This window comes from Micromonospora sp. NPDC005553 (genome assembly GCF_042871765.1).
GTDB lineage: Bacteria > Actinomycetota > Actinomycetes > Mycobacteriales > Micromonosporaceae > Micromonospora.
Genome location: NZ_JBIAJD010000002.1, coordinates 175,596 through 195,376 on the forward strand (window position 1 = coordinate 175,596; position 19,781 = coordinate 195,376).

At 71.1% G+C, this 19,781-nt stretch carries 25 protein-coding genes; 10 read left to right on the forward strand and 15 right to left on the reverse strand.

Going from position 1 to position 19,781, the window contains the following annotated elements; all coding sequences use genetic code 11:
* Positions 1-33 precede the first annotated feature (33 nt).
* Together ACFYPG_RS08075 and ACFYPG_RS08080 are read left to right on the forward strand one after the other, a co-directional pair.
* Positions 34-462, forward strand: coding sequence for a Fur family transcriptional regulator (locus ACFYPG_RS08075; RefSeq protein WP_238671193.1), 429 nt, complete (start codon positions 34-36; stop codon positions 460-462).
* A 59-nt stretch (positions 463-521) separates the two neighbouring features.
* Positions 522-1,385 (forward strand): oxygenase MpaB family protein, encoded by an 864-nt coding sequence (locus ACFYPG_RS08080; protein WP_387351064.1) that lies wholly within the window; start codon positions 522-524, stop codon positions 1,383-1,385.
* A 19-nt stretch (positions 1,386-1,404) separates the two neighbouring features.
* On the opposite strand, the gene ACFYPG_RS08085 is transcribed toward ACFYPG_RS08080, so the two are convergent.
* The 11 genes from ACFYPG_RS08085 to ACFYPG_RS08135 all read right to left on the reverse strand — a co-directional run bounded on the left by ACFYPG_RS08085 (position 1,405) and on the right by ACFYPG_RS08135 (position 9,827).
* Complete coding sequence (locus ACFYPG_RS08085; protein ID WP_387351066.1) at positions 1,405-2,346, reverse strand: RecB family exonuclease; 942 nt, start codon at positions 2,344-2,346, stop codon at positions 1,405-1,407.
* 22 nt (positions 2,347-2,368) lie between these two features.
* Positions 2,369-2,983, reverse strand: coding sequence for a MarC family protein (locus tag ACFYPG_RS08090; RefSeq protein ID WP_091394729.1), 615 nt, complete (start codon positions 2,981-2,983; stop codon positions 2,369-2,371).
* Positions 2,984-3,024: 41 nt separating this feature from the next.
* Positions 3,025-3,897 (reverse strand): PHP domain-containing protein, encoded by an 873-nt coding sequence (locus ACFYPG_RS08095; protein ID WP_387351067.1) that lies wholly within the window; start codon positions 3,895-3,897, stop codon positions 3,025-3,027.
* A gap of 53 nt (positions 3,898-3,950) precedes the next feature.
* The gene (locus ACFYPG_RS08100) at positions 3,951-5,213 is read right to left on the reverse strand and encodes a hypothetical protein (RefSeq protein WP_387351069.1); all 1,263 of its coding nucleotides are present in this window, start codon (positions 5,211-5,213) and stop codon (positions 3,951-3,953) included.
* Positions 5,210-5,989, reverse strand: coding sequence for a SigE family RNA polymerase sigma factor (locus ACFYPG_RS08105; RefSeq protein ID WP_387351071.1), 780 nt, complete (start codon positions 5,987-5,989; stop codon positions 5,210-5,212). Before ACFYPG_RS08105 ends, ACFYPG_RS08100 begins: the two co-directional genes overlap by 4 nt.
* Before the next feature lie 103 nt (positions 5,990-6,092).
* A complete protein-coding gene (locus tag ACFYPG_RS08110) occupies positions 6,093-6,968 on the reverse strand; it encodes a PH domain-containing protein (protein WP_355005117.1) in 876 nt (291 codons plus the stop codon).
* Positions 6,969-6,974: 6 nt separating this feature from the next.
* The gene (locus tag ACFYPG_RS08115) at positions 6,975-7,133 is read right to left on the reverse strand and encodes a hypothetical protein (RefSeq protein WP_007455302.1); all 159 of its coding nucleotides are present in this window, start codon (positions 7,131-7,133) and stop codon (positions 6,975-6,977) included.
* A 116-nt stretch (positions 7,134-7,249) separates the two neighbouring features.
* Entirely contained in the window at positions 7,250-7,996 is a 747-nt protein-coding gene (locus tag ACFYPG_RS08120) for a DUF6758 family protein (RefSeq protein WP_387351074.1), read from the reverse strand.
* Between the two features lie 10 nt (positions 7,997-8,006).
* Complete coding sequence (locus ACFYPG_RS08125) at positions 8,007-8,630, reverse strand: RNA methyltransferase (protein ID WP_355005115.1); 624 nt, start codon at positions 8,628-8,630, stop codon at positions 8,007-8,009.
* A gap of 51 nt (positions 8,631-8,681) precedes the next feature.
* Positions 8,682-9,218 carry a hypothetical protein gene (locus ACFYPG_RS08130; protein WP_355005114.1) on the reverse strand — a complete coding sequence of 179 codons (537 nt, stop codon included), beginning with the start codon at positions 9,216-9,218 and terminating at the stop codon, positions 8,682-8,684.
* Between the two features lie 93 nt (positions 9,219-9,311).
* On the reverse strand, positions 9,312-9,827 hold the full coding sequence (locus ACFYPG_RS08135) for a MaoC family dehydratase (protein WP_030486570.1): 516 nt from the start codon (positions 9,825-9,827) through the stop codon (positions 9,312-9,314).
* A 548-nt stretch (positions 9,828-10,375) separates the two neighbouring features.
* On the opposite strand from ACFYPG_RS08135, the gene trxA reads away from it, so the two are divergent.
* The 3 genes from trxA to ACFYPG_RS08150 all read left to right on the forward strand — a co-directional run bounded on the left by trxA (position 10,376) and on the right by ACFYPG_RS08150 (position 12,301).
* Positions 10,376-10,738 carry a thioredoxin gene (gene trxA / locus ACFYPG_RS08140; protein ID WP_007455291.1) on the forward strand — a complete coding sequence of 121 codons (363 nt, stop codon included), beginning with the start codon at positions 10,376-10,378 and terminating at the stop codon, positions 10,736-10,738.
* Between the two features lie 154 nt (positions 10,739-10,892).
* Positions 10,893-11,333: a hypothetical protein gene (locus ACFYPG_RS08145; RefSeq protein ID WP_355005113.1), complete on the forward strand. Its 441-nt coding sequence runs from the start codon at positions 10,893-10,895 to the stop codon at positions 11,331-11,333.
* A complete protein-coding gene (locus ACFYPG_RS08150; protein WP_355005112.1) occupies positions 11,330-12,301 on the forward strand; it encodes an HTTM domain-containing protein in 972 nt (323 codons plus the stop codon). Before ACFYPG_RS08145 ends, ACFYPG_RS08150 begins: the two co-directional genes overlap by 4 nt.
* Here ACFYPG_RS08150 and ACFYPG_RS08155 read toward each other — a convergent pair.
* Positions 12,265-12,684: a thiol-disulfide oxidoreductase DCC family protein gene (locus ACFYPG_RS08155; RefSeq protein ID WP_109819716.1), complete on the reverse strand. Its 420-nt coding sequence runs from the start codon at positions 12,682-12,684 to the stop codon at positions 12,265-12,267. The two genes, ACFYPG_RS08150 and ACFYPG_RS08155, sit on opposite strands and share 37 nt — an antisense overlap.
* Positions 12,685-12,777: 93 nt before the next feature.
* Here ACFYPG_RS08155 and ACFYPG_RS08160 point away from each other — a divergent pair, with 93 nt between their 5' ends.
* From ACFYPG_RS08160 to ACFYPG_RS08170, 3 genes are read left to right on the forward strand one after another with little or no spacing between them, the layout of a single operon-like run.
* A complete protein-coding gene (locus ACFYPG_RS08160) occupies positions 12,778-13,821 on the forward strand; it encodes an Rv2578c family radical SAM protein (protein WP_387351077.1) in 1,044 nt (347 codons plus the stop codon).
* Between the two features lie 19 nt (positions 13,822-13,840).
* Complete coding sequence (locus ACFYPG_RS08165; RefSeq protein ID WP_387351078.1) at positions 13,841-14,248, forward strand: CoA-binding protein; 408 nt, start codon at positions 13,841-13,843, stop codon at positions 14,246-14,248.
* A 34-nt stretch (positions 14,249-14,282) separates the two neighbouring features.
* Positions 14,283-15,041 carry a hypothetical protein gene (locus tag ACFYPG_RS08170; RefSeq protein WP_387351080.1) on the forward strand — a complete coding sequence of 253 codons (759 nt, stop codon included), beginning with the start codon at positions 14,283-14,285 and terminating at the stop codon, positions 15,039-15,041.
* A gap of 84 nt (positions 15,042-15,125) precedes the next feature.
* Here ACFYPG_RS08170 and ACFYPG_RS08175 read toward each other — a convergent pair whose 3' ends face one another.
* A complete protein-coding gene (locus ACFYPG_RS08175) occupies positions 15,126-16,322 on the reverse strand; it encodes an acyl-CoA dehydrogenase family protein (RefSeq protein ID WP_387351828.1) in 1,197 nt (398 codons plus the stop codon).
* Positions 16,323-16,499: 177 nt separating this feature from the next.
* Here ACFYPG_RS08175 and ACFYPG_RS08180 point away from each other — a divergent pair, with 177 nt between their 5' ends.
* A complete protein-coding gene (locus tag ACFYPG_RS08180; RefSeq protein ID WP_357195478.1) occupies positions 16,500-17,039 on the forward strand; it encodes a DUF4190 domain-containing protein in 540 nt (179 codons plus the stop codon).
* A gap of 26 nt (positions 17,040-17,065) precedes the next feature.
* Here the strand turns inward: ACFYPG_RS08180 and ACFYPG_RS08185 are convergent, their stop codons facing one another.
* Positions 17,066-17,971 carry an SDR family NAD(P)-dependent oxidoreductase gene (locus ACFYPG_RS08185; protein WP_355005109.1) on the reverse strand — a complete coding sequence of 302 codons (906 nt, stop codon included), beginning with the start codon at positions 17,969-17,971 and terminating at the stop codon, positions 17,066-17,068.
* 118 nt (positions 17,972-18,089) lie between these two features.
* Here ACFYPG_RS08185 and ACFYPG_RS08190 point away from each other — a divergent pair, with 118 nt between their 5' ends.
* Complete coding sequence (locus tag ACFYPG_RS08190) at positions 18,090-18,638, forward strand: DUF4190 domain-containing protein (RefSeq protein ID WP_387351082.1); 549 nt, start codon at positions 18,090-18,092, stop codon at positions 18,636-18,638.
* A gap of 75 nt (positions 18,639-18,713) precedes the next feature.
* On the opposite strand, the gene ACFYPG_RS08195 is transcribed toward ACFYPG_RS08190, so the two are convergent.
* The gene (locus tag ACFYPG_RS08195) at positions 18,714-19,670 is read right to left on the reverse strand and encodes a CoA ester lyase (protein ID WP_355005107.1); all 957 of its coding nucleotides are present in this window, start codon (positions 19,668-19,670) and stop codon (positions 18,714-18,716) included.
* Positions 19,671-19,781 lie beyond the last annotated feature (111 nt).

Sequence of the window (19,781 nt, forward strand, 5' to 3'; positions counted from 1 at the left end):
GTCGATGCGGGTCGAGCGTGTTGTCATTGGCCAATGTCCGGTGCCGAGGAGCTGCTGCGGTCGAGGGGTCTGCGTGTCACGCGCCCCCGCCTCGCGGTGCTGGACGTGCTGGCCGACGGCGGCCACCTGGAGGTCGACGAGATCACCCGGCGGGTGCGCGAACGCCTCGACTCGGTCTCCACCCAGGCGGTCTACGACGTACTGGGCGCGCTGTCCCGGGCCGGGCTGTCCCGCCGGATCGAGCCGGCGGGCAGTCCCGCCCGCTATGAGGCGCGGGTGGGCGACAACCACCACCACGTGGTCTGCCGAGGCTGCGGCGAGATCGCCGACATCGACTGCGCGGTGGGCAGCGCACCGTGCCTGGAGCCGAACAGCGCGCACGGGTTCGAGGTCGACGAGGCCGAAGTGACCTTCTGGGGCCTCTGCCCGGGCTGCCGGGCCCGCCGCTCCGCCGACGTCTGACCGTCGGCACCGGCGGCACGTGAGCGGCGAGGTGGGCCCGATCGTGGCACTCTTGTGCGGTGGACTCCGATGACCTCGGCCTTTTCGGTCCGGGTTCGGTCACGTGGAAGGTGCACGAGGAGCCGATCCTGATCGTCGCCGGCCTGCGCTCGCTCTACCTCCAGGCGTTGCACCCCCGGGCCATGGCCGGGGTCGCGCAGAACAGCAACTACCGCACCGACGCCTGGGGTCGACTGCTCCGCACCGCCACCTACGTGGCGACCACCGTCTACGGGACCACCGCCGAGGCGGAGGCCGCCGGGGCCCGGCTGCGCCGCCTGCACGACCGCCTGCGGGCCACCGACACGCTCACCGGTGAACAGTTCCGGATCGACGAACCGGACCTGCTGCGCTGGGTGCACGTTACCGAGGTCGAGTCGTTCCTGAGCACGGCCCGACGCGCCGGGCTGCCGCTGAGCGACGACGAGGTGGACGGCTACTACACCGAGCAGCGCCGCGCCGCAGCCCTGGTCGGCCTGGACCCGGCCACCGTCCCGGGGACCGCCGCCGAGGTCGCTGACTACTACGAGGCCGTACGGCCACAGTTGCGGATGACCCGGGAGGCCGCCGAGACGGCGTTGTTCCTCACCGCCCCGCCGCTGCCGTGGAAGCTCAGCCTGCCGGTCCGGTTGGGGCTCACGCTGGGCCCGCCACGCTGGGCGTACCTGGGGATCGCCAGCACCGCGTTCGCGCTGCTGCCGGCGTGGGCTCGCCGGATGTACGGAGGTCCCGGTCTACCGACCACCGCGCTGTCGGCGGACCTGTCCCTGCGCGCGCTGCGGCTCGCGTTCGCCGCCGTCCCCCGTCGCTACCTGGAGGGGCCGTTGATTCAGGCGGCCAAGGAGCGGGCCGCGCGGCACGCTGCCGCCTCGCTGGCCGGCTGACCCCACCCTCGGCAGGAGATCAGCCGTCGGCCGGCCGGTCCACGGCCGCCCACGGCTCCTTGCCCGGGACCTGTGCGCCCGTCGGGCAGTGCCGCCGGAAGTCGCACCAGCCACAGCGCGGGCCGGGTGCCACCGGGAAAGCCTCGTCCGCGTCGGCGCCGTCGGCGACTGCCCGCTCGGCGGCCATGATGTCGCGGGCCGTCTCTTCGGCGCGGGTCAGTTGTCGGGCCAGCGACTCGACTGTGTGGTCGTGGCCGGCGACAGTGCCGGTCGGCAGGTGGTGCAGCTCCACCCGGCGGCACGGCCGACGAAACACCCGCTCGGCGGCGTACGCGTAGAGCGCGAGCGCCTGCGAGCCCCTGGCGTCGTCGGTGTCCAGCCCGGTGCGGCCGGTCTTGTAGTCCACGATGACCAGCTCCGGCCCGTCCGGGCCGGGCCGCGAGTCGATCCGGTCGGTACGACCGTTGAACGCCAGCACCGCGGTCTTGACCGCCACCACCCGCTCCACGCCGAGCGGGTCGGAATCCGGCTCCAGCGTGTCGACGTACGACTCCAGCCACCCCAGCGCCCGCCGGTAGGCGGCCCGCTCCTGCTCGTCGTCGCGGTAGCCCTCGCGGACCCAGGTGCCCTTGAGCAGTGTGGCCAGCGCCTCGGGACGCCTTCGGTCGGCGGGCAGCGCATACCAGTTCTTCAGGGCGGTGTGCACGCTGGCGCCGAGCGAGTTGTGCGCCCACGGCGGGCCCTTGGGTGGGGCGGGCCGGTCGACGTAGGAGTAGCGGTAGCGACGCGGGCAGTCCGCGTACGCGCCGAGCTTGCTCGGGGTGCAGACGAACAGCCGCTCGGGCATGCCCTCGAAGCCGAGCTGCTCGGCGTCGCCGGCGCGCTGCCGCGGGGCCCGGCCGCCGGCGGCCGGCCGGCCCGCTGATGAGGATCGTCGCACCTCTGAGATCCTGCCATCCATCTCCGACATCGCGCGTGTGCCGTCAGGCCATGTTCACGTACTGCGTGACGAAGGCGGCCACCGCGTCGGCGATGAGCTGCACGGCGATCGCGGCCAGCAGCAGGCCGGCGATCCGGGTCAGCACCTCGATCCCGCCCGGCCGGAGGATCTTCACGATGCCGCCGGAGAAGCGCAGGACGATCCAGACGGCGACCATCACGGCGAGGATCGCCACGGCGATGGCGCTGAACTCTCCCAGCCCGTCGGCCTGCTGGACGAAGAGCATGGTGGCCACGATGGCACCCGGGCCGGCCAGCAACGGCGTGCCCAGCGGCACCAGGGCGATGTTGGAGGTGACCTGCTGGCTCGGGTCGTCGGCCTTGCCGGTCAGCAGCTCAAGGGCGACGAGCACGAGCAGCAGCCCACCGGCTGCCTGCAACGCCGGCAGGTCCACGTGCAGGTAGTCGAGCAGGGTCTGCCCCGCCACCGCGAAGATCACGATGACGCCGAGCGCCAACGCGACGGCCTGCCAGGCTGCCCGGTTACGGTCGCGGGCGGGCAGGGGGCCGGTCAGCGCCAGGAAGATCGGCATCATGCCCGGCGGGTCGGTGATCACCAGCAGAGTCACGAAAACCTCGCCGAACAGCTTCAGATCCACGCGATCAACCTAGCCGCGCCGCGATGGGCGAAATACCCGGATCAGCCCCAAGCGACCTCGGTCACCCCCTCGGCGACGATCCGCTCGTACGCCTCGACGCTGGTGCTGAACGCGCCGAGTTGGACGGTCTTGTGGGTGCCGTGAAAATCCGAGGAGCCGGTGACGAGCAGACCGAGCTCGGCGGCGAGCGCCCGCACGTGGTCCCGCTCGGCCGGGCTGTGGTCCTCGTGGTCGGCTTCGAGCCCGGCGAGCCCGGCGGCGGCCAGCTCGGCGATCAGCTCGTCGGGCACCACCCGGCCGCGTCGGGTGGCTCGCGGGTGGGCGAAGACCGGCACGCCTCCGGCCGCCCGGACCAGCCGAACGGCCCGGAACACGTCGATGTCCTCCTTGGGCAGCCGGTACCGCTCGCCCAGCCAGTCCGGGCCGAACGCCTCCCGGACGCTGCCGACCAGGCCGGCGCGGATGAGTGCCTGCGCGATGTGCGGACGTCCCACCGTGCCGCCACCCGCGCCGACCAGGATGTCCGGCCAGTTCACGTCGATGCCGTCGGCCCGCAGGAGGCCGACGATCCGTTCGCCACGCTCTTCCCGGGCGGCCCGGACCCGCGCCAGCTCGGCCACCAGCTCCGCGTGGTCCGGGTCGAACAGGTACGCGAGCAGGTGCAGCGGCACCGCGGGCTGCGGACCGGACCAGCGACACGACAACTCCGCACCCCGGATCAGACGCAGACCGGGTGGCAGCGCGGCCACTGCCGGCGCCCAGCCGGCCGTGGTGTCGTGGTCGGTGATCGCCAGCACGTCCAGCCCGGCGGCGGAGGCCGCGCCGACCAGCTCGGCCGGGGTCAGCGTGCCGTCGCTGGCCGTCGAATGGGCGTGCAGGTCGATCCGGGGGGCGGGGCCGGTACGCGAGGTCACCGCCCGACGTTACCGAGGAAACGGTGAGCCCGGCTCACATGGGCCACCTGGGGTCAGAAGCCCTGCACCAGGATCGGCCGCTCCCCGGCTGGCACGCCGGGCACCGCAGCGGGGCCGGCGGGCTTTCCCGCCCGCACCTGACCGACGTCGACCCGGACCAGCTCGCCGTCGCCGTCGAGGTAGGAGGCCTGGGCCTCGTCGCTCCAGACGATCGCCCCGGTCATCGGCGGCCCGGCCGCAACGGCTGTCGCACCCGGCCCGAGCCGCCGCAGGTCGACCAGCAGGGACCGACCGGCCGAGCCGTTGTCCTCGTTGACCAGCAGCCACCGCCCGTCCGGCGAAACCCCGCCGACGCCGTCCTGGCTCAGGTCCGGACCGCAGCCCGTGCGTACCGGGTCCAGGTGACGTGTCGGGGTGAGGATGGCAAGGCAGGTCCGGCCCGGATCGGCCGTGCTGACCTGCCCGACGAGCCGCCCGTCGGGCAGCCGCCCGTAGACGTTGAGGCTCAACCGGTCGAGGGCGTCGGGCAGCGGCCCCGCCCCGGGCCGCCAGAGTGTGTGACCGGCGCTGGCCGGGTCGAGTCGGACCAGCACGCTGTCACCGACGAACCGGACGGGCTCCGCCGCCGCCGGCACCGGGGTGCGCACCGACCCGATGAGTTGGGTGCCGACCACACCCGCCATCAGGAGATCGTCTCCGTCGCGCCAGGCGACCTGGCGGCTGTCCGGGGCCAGGACGATCGCGCCGGCACCGGCCAGCAGCACCTGCACCAGGCCGTCGTCCTGCACCACCGACAGAGAGCGCCCGGCGGTGCTCGGCGCGCCCACCACCAGCCAACCGCCTCCGCTGGGCAGCGGCTGGACGCGTTCGGCCGGCCCGACGTCGGACAACACCAGCCGCCGCCCGTCGGCGCTGACCAGCGTCTCGCTGACGATGAGCGAGGTCGACGCCGTGGGCGAGGGGTCGGGGCCGGGAATGCTGGCCGTCGGGAACGGTCGACTGGTCGGGTCGGGGTCGCCGATCACGACGATGGGTGAGCCGTCCCGCCTGGTCTCGGCACCGAGCTGGGCCATGCCGGCGCTGAGCAGCACGGTGGTGACCGCCGCGAGGGCGAGGCCGGCGGCGGTGCGTCGACGCCGGATCCGGTTCGCGCGACGGATGGCCTGGCCGGCCGGGTCGACGCTCAGCGGGCGGGCAAGGGCGACCTGGTGCGAGAGTGTCTCCCGCACCGCACCTTCCAACTCGTCAGGCCGCACCTGGTATGAACGCTGCGGGCCGTCCGTCAGGTTGTCGCGTCGGCCGGGGAACTGACTCACTGCTGTTCCCCGGAGCCCGTGCCGACGGGCACGGCCGCCGGGGCGGTGGGCAGGACCACCTGCGGATCGATCCCACGCGGCACTGCGGGGCGCGGAGCGGTAGGGCGGGGCACGGGCCGGCCAGCCGCCCGTCCGGGACGGGGTGAGGCAGCGGCACCGGTGGCCGGGATCCCGGTCCGGGAACCCGAGCCCGCCGTCCGGCCGCCGGCACCGATAGCGCCCGCGGCACTGTCGGCAGCGCCAGTCCGGCCGGCGATGCCGGCGGCAGCTGCCAGCTCCGGTGCGTCCGCGCCCAGTCGCCGACGCAGCGTGGCGAGCGCCCGGGACGACTGGCTCTTCACCGTGCCCGGTGAAATGTCCAGCATCGCGGCGGTCTGCGCCTCCGACATGTCCTCGTAGTAGCGCAGCACCAGCACTGCCCGCTGCCGGTTGGGCAACTCCCGGAGATGCCGCCAGAGCAGGTCACGGTCAAGTTGCTGCTCGATCTCGTCGACACCGGCCCGCTCGGGCAGCACCTCGGTCGGGCGTTCGCCGTGCCAGCGCCGCCGCCACCAACTGGTCGACGTGTTGACCATCACACGCCGGGCGTACGGCTCGACCGCCTCGATCCCGCCGAGCCGCTTCCACGCCAGGTAGGTCTTGGTCAGCGCCGTCTGGAGCAGGTCCTCGGCCGTGGCCCAGTCGCCGGTGAGCAGATAAGCGGTACGCAGGAGCGCGGCGGAGCGGGCCGCGACGAACTCGCGGAACTGCTCCTCCAACGAGTCCTTGCTCGCCACCGCCCACCTCCACACCCCTGCCGTCCTGGCAGAGTGCCACGTCAGGGGCGGTCTGGTCCATGACGAAAGGTGCGCACTTGCTCCGATGTTCGGTCGAAAACCTTCACGCCCCGTCGTCGGCCTTGGCCTCGTCGGCTTCCTTGCCGAGCCGCGCCTCGACGGCCTGCGGCTCGTACATCTCCTCGACGACGCGCAGGTAGAGCTCGTTCGGGTTGGGCAGGTTCTTGACCTCGCGAAGCGCCTGCTCCTGGCCGGCGGACTCCAGCACGAAGGTGCCGTAGTTGAGCGCTCGACCGGTCGGGGTCTGCTCGTACTTCATGTCGGTGACCCGGACCAGCGGCATCATCGCCACCTTGCGGGTGACGATCCCGTTGACCACCATGACCCGCTTGTTGGTCAGGATGAACCGGTCATACCACCAGTCGGCGACCTTCCACGCCACCCAGCCCATCACCGCGAACCACAGCAGCACGGCAATGGTGGTCAACGCGCCGACGTCCTGACCGGCGAGGAAGCCGGAGAGATAGCCGAGCACGAAGGTCGCCGCGACGCCGATCAACAGCGGGTTGCTGAGGTGGATCCAGTGTCGCTTCCACTCGCCCCGGTAGCGCTCGGTGGGGAAGAGGTAGCGAGCCACCAGCGAACTGGGCTCGTCTTCCAGCGGCAGCACCCGCCGAGGGGTCGAGCCGGTCGCGTCGGCACGCAACCCGGCCAGCTCGTCCTCGGAGATCTGCGGCGGCTGGTAGCTGGCCTCCGGATCACGGATCCACCCCCGACCGGAACGACCCTGGCCGGCGTAGCCGGGCCCGTCGCCATAGCCGACGTCGTCCGAAAGGGACGGACCGTCGGACAGGCTGGGACCGGCCCCGTAGCCCGGGCCGTCATCAGGCCCGATCCGCGGGATCGGCTCGGTGTCGCGCTCGCGACGTTCCCGGTCGGGGTCGTCCGGGTCGAAGGGTGGACCGGAGGGGCTGCCCATCGGCGGCTAGGCGACGAGGCTGGTGAAGAAGTCGCCAAACCCCTGGGCGATATCCATGATCCCGCCGCCGAGCGACTTGAACACGTCCGCCGCCGAGTTTGGTCGGTAGGCGACGAAGAAGATCAAGAATGCGATTCCGGCCCAGGTGAGGACCTTCTTGACCATGGCGGGCCATCCTCTCGCGCGGCGCCGGGTCCCATTACCGCAGCGGCACCCAGAGTATCAGTGTGGTGTCGTACAGTGAATATCTGCGTCCGTTCTCCGTCAATCCGGAAGAGTTGTCAAGCTCTACCGGGTAGATACGGGGACGGTGCGCCGTACACGAGCTCGGGCGGAGTCCACTCGGTCAGGTCGTGTAGCACGACGTCTTCCGCGAGCAGGTGACCCGCACTCGCCGGCCAGGCTATCGCATGGAGCCACATTCCCCGAGCTTCGCCGGCGTACGCGCTTCGATCCGTTGGAGAATTCACCAACCACAGTGGAGTGGGGTGCCCGCCGACCTTGATCTTCGCCTGTCCGACGTGGTCAGGGTGACCCGGCCCCGGGTCGGTCAACGCGTCCATCAACTCCGGTCCCGGATCCGGCCCGGTCAGACCGGCAAGCCGGGTGCCCAGGCCGACACCGGGTTCCTCGGCCACGAAGACCAGATCGGCCGGACCACCACCAAGGGGCGCGGGGCCCGCGCACGCCACCACTGTCGCCCGCACACCCGTGCGGTCGTCCCCGGCGTACGCCACGCCGGTGAGTGTCCAACCGGGCGGCAGCGGCCACGGGCACCACAGCGGTGTCACCGGTGGATCGCCGGTCGCGGTGATCCGTTCCACCACGCTGGCCACGATGTCCGCTCCGATGTGCTCGGGCACGTGCAACGGCGGCACCGGGCCGCAGCGCGCACATCTCGAGTCGGTGTTCATCAGATCCGGCGCCCGTACCGGGCCCCCGCATCTCGGACAACTCACCGCGACACTCACATCCCCACCGTCTCCCCGTACCGCCGGCACGTCAAGCCGGAACGTCCGATTCGGCACCGTACGTGGGTCAGTCCGGCGGCGTACCGGCGTGCGCGCGGATCCAGGCGTGCATGGCGATTCCGCTGGCCACGCCCGCGTTGATCGACCTCGTCGAGCCGTACTGGGCGATGGAGTAGAGCTGGTGGCAGGCGGCACGGGCCGGCGCGGAGAGGCCGGGGCCCTCCTGGCCGAACAGCAGCACGCAGTCCCGCGGCAGGGTGCCGGTCTCCAGCGGACGCGACCCGGGCAGGTTGTCGATGCCGAACACCGGCAGTTCCCGCTCGGCCGCCCAGGCGACGAACTCCTCGATCGTCTCGTGGTGCCGTACGTGCTGGTACCTGTCGGTCACCATCGCGCCGCGCCGGTTCCACCGTCGCCGTCCGACGATGTGCACCTCGGCGGCGTTGAACGCGTTGGCGTTACGCACCACGGTGCCGATGTTGAAGTCGTGCTGCCAGTTCTCGATCGCGACGTGGAAGCCGTGCCGGTGCCGGTCCAGGTCGGCGACTATCGCCTCGTGCCGCCAGTAGCGGTAGCGGTCGACGACGTTGCGCCGGTCCCCCTCCGCGAGCAGCTGCGGGTCGTAGCGGCTGTCGTCCGGCGGGTCCCCCGGCCAGGGGCCCACGCCCACCTCAAGCTGGTCGTCGGTCACGGTCATCAGAGGGTACGGACCACGTCGGCGTCGGCCACGCCGACCTGCCGGTCAGCCCAGGTCGAGGGCGGCACCGAGCCGGTCCAGGAAGCGCCGGTCCGCCGGGCTGGCCGCTGGGTCCACCCGGCGCGTGCCGGTGCCGGGCACCGCACGACAGACCCGGGCCGCGACAGACTGCACCCACTGGCGGTACGCGGCCGAGTCGGCGGGGTCGGCCCGCCGCCGGAGGACCCGGCTCGCCGCCCGGCAGGCGGCCAGCAGGTCCACCAGGTCGGTGAGCCGCTCGGCGGGTTGTGGGGTGCCGTCGTGGCGGGCGTAGATCGTGGCGACCACCGCGCGGACCAGGTCGCTGTCGGAGGCTCGGCCTGCGGCCACGGCATCCAGACCGGCCAGGCCGGCCATCACTCCACGCTCCGTCCGGCCAGGCCCCGGTGCCGCGGCGGCCACGAGGACCCGACCGGGCAGGCTGGTGAGCAGATCCCACTCGACGGCGGAGTAGACAGCGGTGGTCAAGGGTGCGGCTCGGCGGCCGGCAGAGGGCGGCTCTCCCGCGACGGAGTGGCTCATCGGAACCTCCGGCGTCAGCATATGCCCCGCGACGGGCACCGGACCCCTTCCCCAGCAGACCCGCGCTGGGGAAGGAACCCGGTGTTCGTCGACGGTCGAGCCCGCCGTGACTCGTCAGCGCGGCTCGGGGAAGCTGGGCCGCTCCGGATCCACGCCGTCGGGCACCGCGGCGGCCGCGTACTCCCGCTTGGGGACCATGACCTTGCGCCGGAAGACGCAGACCATCGTGCCGTCCTGGTTGTAGCCGCGGGTCTCCACCGACACCACACCCCGGTCGGGCTTCGAGCCGGACTCTCGCTTGTCCAGCACCGTGGTCTCGCCGTAGATCGTGTCGCCGTGGAAGGTCGGCGCGACGTGCCGCAGCGACTCGACCTCCAGGTTGGCGATCGCCTTGCCACTCACATCGGGCACCGACATGCCGAGCAGCAGCGAGTAGATGTAGTTGCCGACCACGACGTTGCGCTTGAACTGGCTGGCCGTCGCGGCGTAGTGCGCGTCCATGTGCAGCGGGTGGTGGTTCATGGTGAGCAGGCAGAAGAGGTGGTCGTCGTACTCGGTGACGGTCTTGCCCGGCCAGTGCCGGTAGACCGCGCCGACCTCGAACTCCTCGTAGTAGCGACCGAACTGCATGCTGGTCCCTTCGACGGGCGGCGATGGAGTTCGGCACAGCATGCCTTACCGATGGTTAAGGCAACCGGCGGGGCGCGACGGCGGCGGAAATGTCACACCGGTCACTCGCCTGGGGGGAGACGCAATGAGCGGCGGGGCCCTCCCCGGCACCCGCCGCCCACGCTCTGATGTGAGGAATTCTGCCCTACGGGTGCGTAGCTTCAACAGAGGTCGCGGTCACATTTATCTTTTTGTAACACTACTGTGAGTGATGAGGCGGAGGTTGATCAGCGATCTCCGCAGGCCGGATACCTCCTTGTCAAGGCCCAAGTTACCGATTCGTAGTGCTCAATCGCGTGGATCTCCCTGGAAACGCTCCCATCACCGCAGGTCACGCAAGTGCGTCATGCACTTGCGTTCCGCAGGTCGGGTGTGAACAGATGCTTGTCGATGACCGTCGGCACCCCCCGGCAGCCCCGGGCACGTTTCGTGACCCACCCCCCGGGAATTCGATACGGTCAGCCCTGGTTCTACGGGACGTAGATAAACCGCGGTGATCGGAGAGTGCAATGGCAACCGTTGAGCTGACCTCGACGAACTTCGACGAGGTGACCGGCAACGACGGCATCGTCCTGGTCGACTTCTGGGCCGACTGGTGTGGTCCGTGCAAGCGGTTCGCCCCGGTCTACGAGCGCTCCTCGGAGAAGCACCAGAACATCGTCTTCGGCAAGGTCGACACGGAGGCTCAGCAGGAGCTGGGCGCCAAGTTCGACATTCGCTCGATCCCGACGATCATGGCGATCCGCGACGGCGTCATCGTCTTCGCCCAGCCGGGCGCCCTCCCCGAGTCCGCGCTGGAGAACCTGATCGAGCAGGTCGAGGCGCTGGACATGGACGACGTCCGCAAGCAGCTGGCCGAGCACAACCACTGAGTCGTCCCCACGACGACACGCGAGGCCGGGCCCGGTGCGGGCCCGGCCTTCGTCGTACCCCGCAGACTCCACCCATGATCACCTGGCTGGTCGGGCCGAACTGGCCGTCGGAGGGACCCGAGGCCGTCGGTACATCCCGTATCGTCACGACCCGATGGAGAATCTGACCACCCGAGGGCGCGTGACCCGGCTGGGCGCGACCGCACTCGGCCTCGTCCTGCTCGTCGTCGGCACCTTCTGGGGCAGCGACGACGATTTCCCGTTCGGCCCGTTCCGGATGTACTCCACCTCCAACCCGCCGAACGCACCCGCCCCTGACACCCGCGTCGAGGGGGTGAACAGCTCCGGTGCGGTGATCGACCTCGACCAGAACGCGACAGGCATCCGCCGCGCCGAGATCGAGGGCCAGCAGGCCCGATACGCCGCCGACCCGACGCTGCTCACCGAGGTCGCCGACGCGTACGCCGAACGCCACCCGGACGCCCCCGCGCTGGTCGAGGTCCGCATCGTCATCCGCTGGCACGGCATCCGCGCCGGCCGACCGACCGGCGAGCACACCGACCAGACCGTCGTGAGCTGGCAGGCCGCCCGATGAACCGCTGGCTGACCGAGGCCGTACCCCGGGGCCGGGTGGCCGCCTTCCGCACCCTGATCTACCTGTTCGTCGCCGCCGACCTGGTGATCTTCACCCCCTGGGTACGCACCCGGGTCAGCGTGCCCGGCGACCTGTACCAACCACTCCTGATCGGCCGCCTGCTCCCACTGCCGACGCCAACCGAGACGCTGGTGACGGTGATCTTCTGGGCGTTGCTGCTGCTCGCCCTCCTCGCCGCCACCGGACGAGCGCCCCGCCTGCTCGGCTGGGCGGTGTGCGCGCTGTACCTGGAGTGGATGATCATCGCGATGAGCTACGGGAAGGTCGACCACGACCGGTTCGGGCTGCTCGTCGCACTGGCCGTGCTGCCCACCGCCGGCCGCGCCCGACACGGCGACACCACCCGCACCGAGGCCGGCGGCTGGGCCCTACGCGTCACCCAGATCGCGGTGATCTGCACGTACTTCCTGGCCGCCTTCGCCAAGCTGCGGTTCGGCGGCCTGGACTGGCTGACCGGCTCGGTCCTGGCCCGCGCGATCATCCGGCGCGGCACCGACCTGGCCGACCTCATCGCCCAGGTGCCGTACCTGCTGATCGTCGCCCAGTTCGGCATCGTGGCGTTCGAACTGCTGAGCCCGGTGGTCTTCTTCCTGCCACCCCGCTGGCGACTCGCCATGGTCGGCTTCTTCTACTCGTTCCACGCGGTCACCATCGCGACCATCACGATCTCGTTCGCGCCGCACCTGGCCGCGATGACCAGCTTCCTGCCGCTGGAACGGGTGCGTCCGCTGGTCTGGGCGCGCCGGCTCGCCGGCCGCGACTCTCCCGAGGCGGCCACGACAGATGCCTCGGCGCCGCGCCCGGCCGACGTCGACCCGGTGCCGACCGACCCGGGCCCGGTTACCGCCGGCGCGGGGCCGGCACGCGACGATCAGGCGCCGGTGGTCGGGCGACCGGCTGGCCCGTAAAGCCGCTCCCGGGCCTCCTGCGGCAGGGAGCAGGCCGCCGTGCCGCCGGGAAGCCGGTGCCGGTTGCGCGCCACCCAGCGGTACAACGGCCAGGCCGCGACGCGTACCGGAGGAATCCGCAGGCCGGCGCCGGCGACCCGCCAGAGCGGACCACTCGCGGCGAGCAGCTTCGCGATGGCGTCCGGACCGGCCGCGCGTGAGCCGTCCGCGCCGACCCACTGCACGGCCTCCTCGCACTCGGCCACGGTGAGGCCGAGCGCGTCCAGGTCGGCGAACTGCCAGGGCACCACGCGTGCGGCGGTGGGGATGCGGCGCTCGATGAACTCCGCACAGCTCGTGCAGAACGCGCAGTCCCCGTCGTAGACGAAGGTCGACGTCTCCATGGCTCCCATCCTCCCCTCTCCGACCACGCGGACGCCCACCGGTGTACGGCGGGTCACTTGCGCTTGCCTCGTACACGTGTTCGAATAGTGCCCATGCGCTGGGACAACCTCACCGCTCCCCCGGTCGAGGGAGACCCCGAGCGGGCAGCGCCAGCGACGCCACCCCTGCCGCTGGCGCTGCCCGGCGCCGTCGTCCGCACCTTCGACACCCCCGAGTTCGCCGGGATGACCTTCTACGAGGTGCAGGCCAAGTCCATCCTCAACCGGGTGCCCGGGCAGTCCCGCGTTCCGTTCGAGTGGACGATCAACCCGTACCGGGGCTGCTCTCATGCCTGCGTCTACTGTTACGCGAGAAATACTCACACCTATCTCGATCTTGATGCCGGTGCCGACTTCGACCAGAAGGTGATCGTCAAGGTCAACGCCGGCGAGCTGGTCCGGCGGGAGCTGGCCGCACCGCGCTGGCGGGGCGCGCACGTGGCGATGGGCACCAACGTGGACTGCTATCAGCGCGCCGAGGGTCGTTACCGGCTGATGCCGCAGATCATCGGCGCCCTACGAGACTTCGCCAACCCGTTCTCGATCCTCACCAAGGGCACGCTGATCCTGCGTGACCTGCCGCTGCTACGCCAGGCCACCGAGGTGACCACGGTGGGCATCTCCTTCTCCGTGGGGTTCGTCGACGAGCATCTCTGGCGCACCGTCGAGCCGGGCACACCGCGCCCACACCGGCGGCTCGACGCCGTCCGGGCGCTCGCCGACGCCGGCTTCTCCGTCGGCGTGCTGATGGCCCCGATCCTGCCCGGCCTCAGCGACAGCGACGAGTCGATCGAGGCCACCGTCTCGGCGATCGCCGCCGCCGGCGCGACCAGCGTGACCGCCCTGCCCCTGCACCTGCGTCCCGGCGCCCGGGAGTGGTACGCGCACTGGCTCGCGCGGGAGCACCCACACCTCGTGCCCCGCTACCGCGAGCTCTACCGGGCCGGCGCGTACGCGCCGCAGGCGTACCAGCGGGAGTTGACCGCACGGGTGCGGATCGCCGCCCGGCGACACGGGCTGCACCGCGGGGAGCGGGGCGACAACCGCAGCCTGCCCGAGTCGCCACCACCGTCAGCCGAGCAGCTGACGTTGCTCTGATCGGAGCTACAGTCGGCGGGTGCGTACCGCTCAGCAGATCCTCGCCGACTCCGCCGTGATCGCCGTCGTGGGTGCGTCCCGCGACCCGTTCAAGGCCGCGCACGGCGTGCCGTTGCAGATGCAGCAGTACGGCTGGCGCATCATCCCGGTCAACCCGACTGTCGACGAACTGTTCGGGGAACGGGCCTACAAGACCCTCGCCGACATTCCGCACCCCGTCGACCTGGTGGACGTGTTCCGACCGGCTGCCGACGCGGTGCAGGTGGTGCGGGACGCGGCGGCGATCGGCGCTCCCGCGGTCTGGCTGCAACTGGGCATCGTCTCGGCCGAGGCGCGGCGGATCGCCGAGGAGGCCGGCATGGACTACGTCGAAGACCGCTGTCTCATCGTCGAACGCGCCGCCGCCAACCTGACCCGCCTTCGCTGACGCTGCGGTGCTGCCTTCGTCTCGGCTGAGCCGCGTGCCCTCGGTCAGCGACGGGCTCTGGCCTCGCCGGTTCCTGGCCTTGACGGTCGCGGCGCTGGCCGCGGTGGTGCTTGCGGGCGGGTTGCTCCAGGTGCCCCGGGTCGACTCCTCCGCGGTGAGCCTGGCTGTCTGGCTGAGCATCGGCGTCCGCCTGCTGGCCCGCCGCTGGTGGCCGGCACGCAACGGCCAGTTGCACTGGCGAAAGCGGATCGTCGGCCTGGACACTGTCGAGCCCGGCCTCGTGGCCCGCCGGTCTCTCGCTGGTTGGGTCGATCTGGCGGCCGACTGGGTCATGCTGACCGTGCTCGGGGCGGCCCTGGTGGCAAGCCTGCCCGAGCGGGGTCTCTGGGTCGACATCGTCCGGCCGGTGCTCGCCATCGGAGTCGCGGCATGGCTCGGTCGCACGGCCTACGCGTCGGCGCGGTTCACCGGTCAGCTCGCGCTGACCGCCAGCGCGATCCGGCACGATCGCACCGTCCTGGCCTGGACGAACATCGACCGGGTCATCCCGCACCGGCGCGACGGTCGGCTGAACGGCGTACGGCTGCGGCCCGCGGTGTGGCGATCGCTGCGGCCCGCCCCGGTGGTCGGTGGCAGGGACACGGCGGTGCCGGAGGACCGGCTGATCGCCGCGATCGAGGAGTATCGGTTCCGACCGGAACACTTGTCCAGAGAGTCGGCGAGCACAAGCGACGGCGCGTTCGTCGACGCGGACAGATGCGGCGGAGAGCGTGATGCCTCTGGGTCATATTGATGCCGCACAGTCATCACGCTCGCGAGCCACGATGCGGAGAACCCGGCCGGGCCAGGCAACGGGCAACCGATCAGCAGGCGCGGTTCAGAGCTTGTATTCCTTGAGGAGGCCTCGGGAGATGATGGTCTTCTGGATCTCTGAGGTGCCCTCGCCGATGAGCAGGAACGGGGCCTCCCGCATCAGCCGCTCGATCTCGTACTCCTTGGAGTAGCCGTAGCCGCCGTGGATGCGGAACGCCTCCTGGACGACCTCGGCGCAGTACTCCGAGGCGAGCAGCTTGGCCATCCCGGCCTCCACGTCGTTGCGCTGGCCGGCGTCCTTGAGCCGGGCGGCGTTGACCATGAGGGCGTGCGCGGCCTCGATCTTCGTGCCCATCTCGGCGAGCTTGAAGGCGATCGCCTGGTGCTTGGCGAGAGGCTGGCCGAAGGTCTTGCGCTGCTGGGCGTAGCTCACCGCCAGCTCGAAGGCGCGGATGGAGATGCCGCAGGCGCGGGCGGCCACGTTGACCCGGCCCACCTCGATGCCGTCCATCATCTGGTAGAAGCCGCGACCCACCTGGTCGGCGCCGCCGAGGATCGCGGAGTCGGGCACCGTGACGCCGTCGAGCACCATCTCGGTGGTCTCGACGCCCTTGTAACCCATCTTTTCGATCTTGCCGGGGATGGTGAGGCCGGGGGCGGTCTCGCCGAAGCCCGGCTCCTTCTCCAGCAGGAACGTGCTCATGTTGCCGTAGACGGACTCGGCGCCGGTGTCGGTCTTGACCAGGGTGGCCACCACCGAGGAGTAGGCCCCGTTGGTGAGCCACATCTTCTGCCCGTTGAGCACGTACTGGTTGCCGTCGCGGACGGCCCGGGACTTGATCGCCGAGACGTCGGAGCCGGTCTCGGGCTCGGACATGGAGAACGCTCCCCGCACCTCGCCCGTGGCCATCTTCGGCAGCAGCCGGGCCTTCTGCTCGGCGGAGCCGTGCTGGGAGATCAGGTACGCCACGATGAAGTGGGTGTTGACGATGCCGGAGATCGACATCCAGCCGCGGGACAACTGCTCCACCACCAGCGCGTAGGTGAGCAGTGATTCGCCGAGGCCGCCGTACTCCTCGTCGATGGTGAGGCCGAACAGCCCCATCTCGCGCATGCCGTCGAGGATGTCGGTGGGGTACTCGTCGGCGTGCTCCAGCCGCTGCGCGTGCGGGATGATCTCCTTGTCGGCGAAGTCCCGAACGGTCTCCAGGATCGACTGTTGCACATCGGTCAGGCCGGGCGTCTGGGCGAGTCGGGCCATCTCAGCCTCCGGGGATCCGCGCACTACTCATGGGTAACTGAACGCTGGGTCAGTATCGGCCCCTCGGGTCGAGGAGGCCAAGGTGACCAGTCCACACAACCGCTGTGAAAAGGTTCACCGCTGCGGGTAGCGTCCGGCAAGAGGGACTTTTCCGGCACCGGCAGGAGGAGGACAGCTGTGAGCTACCCACCGCCGTCGGGACCGCCCGAGGACGAGCCGCCGCCGTCACCCTACGAGCCACCGAAGGACCAGTCGCCGTACGCGCCACCGCCGGCCGGCCAGTCACCGTACGCGCCGCAGCCGGACCAGCCGGCGTACGAGCTGCCAGCGGAACGCTCACCGTACGGACCGCCGGAGGGCGAGCCGTCGCCGTACGGCCACCAGGGGCCACAGCAGTCGGCGCACTGGAGTCAGCAACCGCCGTACCCCCCGCAGGGCCCCTACGGCCAGTACGGCCCACCGCCGGCCGGGCCGGGTCGGGGCACGAACGTGCTGGCGATCCTGTCGCTGGTGTTCGCCTTCGTCTTTCCGCCGGCCGGCGCCGTCCTCGGTCACGTGGCCAAGCGGCAGATCCGTACCAGCGGCGAGGAGGGCGACCAGCTCGCGACCTGGGGGCTGATCCTGGGCTACGTCTTTACCGGGCTCACAGTGCTGGCCTGCTGTGGCTGGCTGGCGCTGGTGGCCTTCAGCAACTCCGGCGACAGTGGCAGCTACTGACGAACGGCCGGTGTGGCCCGTCGCGGTCAGCGGAAGCGGGCCTCGCGGACGCTGTTGCCGCCGTCCACCACGAGCATCTGCCCGGTGATGTACGAGGCGGCCGGCGAGCAGAGGAAGCTGATCGCCGCGGCGACCTCGTCCGGCGTGCCCGGCCGCCCCACCGGGGTGCCCAGCCCCTGCTTGATCTCGGCCATGGTGGACGCCGCGGTGTAGATGGTGCCGGGCGCCACCGCGTTGACGGTCACCCCGTCGGCGATCATCTCCATGGCCAGGGCCCGGGTCAGCCCGACGACCCCGGCCTTGGCCGCGGCGTACGCGGCCTCGGTGGGCAGGGCGTTGACCGGGCCGGCCGTGGCCGCCAGGTTGACGATCCGACCCCAACCCCGCTCGGCCATCCCCCCGATGAACGCCCGGCTGCACAGGAACGCTGTGGAGAGGTTGCGGTCGATCTCGCCGCGCCACTCGTCGTAGGTCAGCTGCGCTACCGGCCGCAGCACCCCCTGGCTGGCGCGACTGGCCAGGCCGGCGTTGTTGACCAGCACCTCGACGTCGCCCAACTGCTCGGCGACGGCATCGGCCAACGCCCCGACCTCGGACTCGTCGGTCAGGTCGGCGACGAAACCGGTCACTCCCAGCTCGGTCGCCCGCTCGTGGATGCGTCGGGTGGTGGAGACGATGGCCACCCGCGCGCCCAGGTCGACGAGTCGGCGGGCGGTGGCGTACCCGATGCCGTCCGGGCTGCCCGCCCCGGTGACCAGGGCGACCCGCCCGTCGAGGCGCATGGTGACCGGGTCGGTGAGCGCGACCGGCTCGTCGGGGCCGGGGTTGTTCGCCGGGGGGGCCGTCCGGGCGCGCCGGGCCGCACCCGGGCGGCTGACGTCCCGTCGGGGTCGACTGCCGGAGCGGTCCGCGGCGCGCGCGTCGTATGCCATGGCAGGGATCCTGCCCGTTACGACCGGCCCGAGCAACGCGGCACCCGGAAGCGGGGGCGTCGGGTTTGGGCAGCGCTGGCTACCCTGTCTGCGCACCCCAACCTGACGGAGAGTTCGTATGACCAATCCCCCGCCGCCCGGCAACTGGAGCGACCCCACGTGGTCGGCCCAGCCGTCGAGCCCCGCACCGGATCCGACCCTGGTGGCCGGTCAGCCGGTGCCCACGCAAGCTGGCCCGGTCGACCCGTACGCCCCCAGCCCGTACGCGACCAGCCCGTACGCCCCGGACCCGTACGCCCCGGTCGACCCGTACGCCGGCGCGAAGCAGCCGGCGACCCAGCCGATGCCCGGATACGCGCCCGGTTACCCGCCGCAGTACCCCGGCTACGGCTACCCGCAGCCGCCGAAGACCAACGGGATGGCCATCGCGGCGTTCGTGCTGGCCCTGATCGGTTTCACGTCCTGCATCACCGCGCCGATCGGCGCGATCCTCGGGCACGTCGCGCAGAAGCAGATCCGGCAGAGCGGCGAGGGCGGTGCGGGGATGGCGAAGGCAGCCATCATCGTCGGCTGGATCCTCACCGGGTTCCTGGTGTTGGTGATCCTCTTCTACGTTGCCGCGATCGTCTACGCGATCGTGACGAACAACGACAGCAGCAGCTACTGACCAGCGGTCGGGCCGGCGTACCGGCGACTGTCGGGCCGGTTCGACAGCCGGCGGCGGTCGTCCCGGCCCGGCCGGTCACTGCTCCGGTGGGGTGAACGACGAGGTACGGCTCATCCCGGCGGCCCGGCCCTTCGCGGCGACCACCAGCGCCATCTTGCGGGACGCTTCGTCGATCATCTCGTCGCCGAGCATCACGGCGCCGAGCCGGCCGCCGGCCTCCGAGGTGTAGTGCTCGTACGCGTCGAGGATCAACTCGGCGTGGTCGTAGTCGGCCTGTGCCGGCTGGTAGACCTCGTTGGCGGCGTCGATCTGGCCCGGGTGCAGCACCCACTTGCCGTCGAAGCCCAGCGCGGCCGAGCGCTTGGCCACCTCGCGGAACGCGTCGACGTCGCGGATCTGCAGGAACGGGCCGTCGATGGCCTGCTTGTCGTGCATCCGCGCGGCCATCAGGATCCGCATGAGGATGTAGTGGTACGGGTCGCCCGGGTAGTCCGGGATCAGGCCGCCGACCACCATCGACTTCATGTTGATCGACGCCATGAAGTCGGCCGGGCCGAAGATGATGGTCTCCACGCGCGGCGAGGCGGCGGCGATCGCGTCCACGTTGACCAGACCGGCGGCGTTCTCGATCTGCGCCTCGATGCCGATCCGGCCGACCTCCAGGCCGATCGTCTTCTCGATCTGGGTGAGCGTCAGGTCCAGCCACTGCACCTGGGCGGCGGTCTGCACCTTCGGCAGCATGATGCAGTCCAGGTTGGCGCCGGCGCCCTCGACGACCTCGATGACGTCCCGGTAGGTCCACGGGGTGGTCAGGTCGTTGACCCGGACCACCCGGGTCTTGCCGGCCCAGTCGCCCTCGTTGAGGACGGCCACGATGTTCTTGCGCGCGTCCGGCTTGGCCAGTGGGGCGACGGCGTCCTCCAGGTCGAGGAAGACCTGGTCGGCCGGGAGGCCCTGGGCCTTGCCGAGCATCTTCACGCTGGAACCCGGCACGGCGAGGCAGGACCTGCGGGGGCGACCGACTGCGGCCATGGATGCGCTCCTTCCAGCGTCCGGCGGGCATGCCGACGCCACCTGACGACAGATCCGGGACCTTAACGATCCCAAAGGGCGTTGTGACGCCACGGTAACCTCGCGCCATGA

Bases quoted from the DNA above. Each gene is read 5' to 3' on its own strand.
- ACFYPG_RS08175 (WP_387351828.1), bottom strand. From the start codon at position 16,322: ATGGCCCGACTCGCCCAGACGCCCGGCCTGACCGATGTGCAACAGTCG.
- ACFYPG_RS08135 (WP_030486570.1), bottom strand. From the start codon at position 9,827: ATGCAGTTCGGTCGCTACTACGAGGAGTTCGAGGTCGGCGCGGTCTAC.
- ACFYPG_RS08150 (WP_355005112.1), top strand. From the start codon at position 11,330: ATGAACCGCTGGCTGACCGAGGCCGTACCCCGGGGCCGGGTGGCCGCC.
- trxA (WP_007455291.1), top strand. From the start codon at position 10,376: ATGGCAACCGTTGAGCTGACCTCGACGAACTTCGACGAGGTGACCGGC.
- ACFYPG_RS08155 (WP_109819716.1), bottom strand. From the start codon at position 12,684: ATGGAGACGTCGACCTTCGTCTACGACGGGGACTGCGCGTTCTGCACG.
- ACFYPG_RS08110 (WP_355005117.1), bottom strand. From the start codon at position 6,968: ATGGGCAGCCCCTCCGGTCCACCCTTCGACCCGGACGACCCCGACCGG.
- ACFYPG_RS08185 (WP_355005109.1), bottom strand. From the start codon at position 17,971: ATGGCATACGACGCGCGCGCCGCGGACCGCTCCGGCAGTCGACCCCGA.
- ACFYPG_RS08145 (WP_355005113.1), top strand. From the start codon at position 10,893: ATGGAGAATCTGACCACCCGAGGGCGCGTGACCCGGCTGGGCGCGACC.
- ACFYPG_RS08195 (WP_355005107.1), bottom strand. From the start codon at position 19,670: ATGGCCGCAGTCGGTCGCCCCCGCAGGTCCTGCCTCGCCGTGCCGGGT.
- ACFYPG_RS08115 (WP_007455302.1), bottom strand. From the start codon at position 7,133: ATGGTCAAGAAGGTCCTCACCTGGGCCGGAATCGCATTCTTGATCTTC.
- ACFYPG_RS08085 (WP_387351066.1), bottom strand. From the start codon at position 2,346: ATGGATGGCAGGATCTCAGAGGTGCGACGATCCTCATCAGCGGGCCGG.
- ACFYPG_RS08075 (WP_238671193.1), top strand. From the start codon at position 34: ATGTCCGGTGCCGAGGAGCTGCTGCGGTCGAGGGGTCTGCGTGTCACG.
- ACFYPG_RS08160 (WP_387351077.1), top strand. From the start codon at position 12,778: ATGCGCTGGGACAACCTCACCGCTCCCCCGGTCGAGGGAGACCCCGAG.
- ACFYPG_RS08190 (WP_387351082.1), top strand. From the start codon at position 18,090: ATGACCAATCCCCCGCCGCCCGGCAACTGGAGCGACCCCACGTGGTCG.
- ACFYPG_RS08130 (WP_355005114.1), bottom strand. From the start codon at position 9,218: ATGCTGACGCCGGAGGTTCCGATGAGCCACTCCGTCGCGGGAGAGCCG.